Annotated in this window: 3 protein-coding genes; 2 read left to right on the top strand and 1 reads right to left on the bottom strand. The window is 67.0% G+C overall.

Annotated elements, in window-relative coordinates:
• On the bottom strand, positions 1–531 hold a 531-nt coding region (locus AC1Q7H_RS39720; RefSeq protein WP_492316798.1), incomplete at its 3' end, for an MFS transporter.
• 323 nt (positions 532–854) lie between these two features.
• Here AC1Q7H_RS39720 and AC1Q7H_RS39715 point away from each other — a divergent pair.
• Both AC1Q7H_RS39715 and AC1Q7H_RS39710 read left to right on the top strand, forming a co-directional pair.
• Positions 855–1,844 (top strand): VOC family protein, encoded by a 990-nt coding sequence (locus tag AC1Q7H_RS39715; protein WP_492316799.1) that lies wholly within the window; start codon positions 855–857, stop codon positions 1,842–1,844.
• Between the two features lie 34 nt (positions 1,845–1,878).
• Positions 1,879–2,511: FAD-dependent oxidoreductase (locus tag AC1Q7H_RS39710; RefSeq protein WP_492316800.1), on the top strand; the 633-nt coding region annotated here is incomplete at its 3' end.

Genomic DNA, 2,511 nt, shown 5'->3' with positions numbered 1-2,511 from the left:
CAGGAACACGCGCCAGCCGAGTGCGGCCGCCACCGGGATACCGATGGCGAAGTCGAGCGTGATCGCCAGGCTGAAGGCCGCCAGCAGTATGCCCATGGTCGCGCCGTGGCGTTCCGACGGGAACCAGCCGACGATCAGCTTCATTGTGCCGACCCAAACTGCCGCGTCGAAGAAGCCGATCAGCAGGCGCGCCGCCACCAGCTCGGCAAAGTTGTCGGCGCCGGCCTGCGCCAGCATGAACACGCCTGTTCCCAGCAAGCCGATGGCAAAGAGCCGGCGTGCCGACCAGCGCCTTGCGAACGGCGACCAGAACAGCATGCCGATGCAGTAGGTGATGGCGAAGGCGCCTTGCACGAAGCCGGCCTGTGTCGGGCTCAGGTGCAGCGCTTCCGACACGAAGGTCATCACGGCCGCGAAGCCGTACCAGTCGCCGGCGAGGAACAGTTCGCCCAACACGCCGATCGCCAGCGCGTAGTGCTGCCAGTTACGGATTTTCCGGCGCTGGGCCGGGTCTGCCTGCATCCAAAGCATGGGGCGCTCCCTAGTCGTCTCACTGTCTGTCATTCCGCCTTGGGCGGTTCCGCGTCGGCCGGCATCAGGGCCAGGCGCTGGCGGTGAACGCATTGTTGGGCAACACGGTGGGCGTCGCAGTCCGGAAACCGCAACGGACATCCGAATCCCGCAACGATTTGGCGTGGCGCGTCCGCGGCGGCCCCGCCCGTCGATAAGATGCACTCGCACCTGCCGCCAGTGGCCCGTCGTCACGGCAATCCATGCCGTGCCCGAAACCAGGCAGGCAAGCCATTCGCCTCAACACGCCCGAAACACGCACACGAAACAAAGGAGCCCATGACATGACGTCGATGTCGTCCCCTGCGCCGGCCCGGCCCGGCAACTTTTTCGCCCCGCGCCGCCTTGGCCATGTCAACCTGTGGGTCGACGACCTGGAGATTTCCGAGAACTTCTACCGCGCGGTCTGTGGGCTGAACGTAGAGTTCTGGGAGCCGGACCTGCAAGCTACTTTCCTCGGCACGGGCCACACGCCGCACGACCTTGGCATGATGAAGACCACTGGTGGCGTGGACCGCTACGGCCGCAACGGCCTGCTGCAGTTGCCCGGCACCATCGGCCTGAAGCCCGGCCTGAACCACCTGGCTTGGGAACTGGAGAACGAAGCAGCGCTGGTGGACGCCTGGCGCCGGCTGAAGGCGGCCGGCGTGCCGCTGGACCTGACTGTCGACCACCAGGTGGCGCACAGCGTCTACCTGTTCGATCCCGACCACAACTACAATGAGTTCTACTGCGACACGGTGAAGGACTGGCGCTCGGTACTGTCCGGCGAGATGGAACTGCTCACCAGCACGTGGGACCCGGACGCGGCCGAGCCGTCCACCGTTGGCCTCTACGACGACGCTCCCGTGTTGCGGCACGTCGGGGACGCCAGCCTGCATCCGCGGCGCATCACCCACGCCGTGCTCCAGACCGCCCGCTTCGACGCAATGCTGGACTTCTACACCCGCATCGGCGGCCTACAGGTGGTGCGCCAGGCAGAGGGCATCGCTTACCTGGGCGCGAGCCTGGCTGCGTATCCGTACAATCTGGTCCTGGTCGCCGCCGATAGCGCGGCATACCACCACGCCGCCTTCGAGCTGGAAGCCGAGGCCACCCTGGAAGCAGCGCTGCAAGCGCTTAGTGCGCGCGGGATCACGCCGGAGCGGGTCGTCGATGTGCCCTGGAAGCGTGCCCTGTTCCTGCGGGACCCCGACGGGCAGTACAGCGAGTGGTATGTCCGGCGTGATGCCGCGCCGGCGCCTGCCGGTCCCGACGCCGCCTGGCTCGTGTGAGCGTGCAGGATCAGGAACCCTTGTAGGAGAAAGCATGGACAATACTTTGTCGGCAATCATCGCCGGCGGCGGCCTGGGTGGCCTTGCCACTGCCGCGGCACTCGCCCAGCGCGGCTGGGACGTTACCGTCTACGAACGCCAACCGGCGCTGCGCGCTGCCGGCTCGGGCATCTATATCTGGGAAAATGGGCTGCGCGTGCTCCAAGCACTGGGCGCGTGCGACGACGCCGTGCGCGACGCCTTTCATGGCCGCTTCTTCGAACAGCGCGACCACCGCGGCGAGATCATTGAATCGGCCCCCATCGCCGCTGGAAGGCGCCTGATCACCGTCAAGCGCAGCCAACTGCTCGATGCGCTGCGCGACGCCTGCCTGCGCACGGGCGTCAAGGTGGTCACGTCGGCCGAAATCATCGGCGCCACGCCGCGCGGCGAACTGCGCTTCGCCAACGGCGACGCCGCGCGCGCCGACCTGGCGGTAGGCGTGGACGGGATCTGGTCACGCGTGCGCCAGGCCCTCGGGCTGGAAATGTACCATCAGCAGACCGACGAAGGCGCGCTGCGCACGGTGATTGACAGCCGCCCGGGCGATATCCCGCCGCAAGACGCCGGCAAGTACATCGAGAACTGGAACGGCATGCGGCGCTTGCTGATCACGCCCATCAACGCG

This window comes from Cupriavidus sp. GW823-FHT06D04, assembly GCF_058795055.1.
The sequence above is the reverse complement of the archived record's forward strand: the minus strand, read 5'-3'. Positions and strand labels throughout refer to the sequence as shown.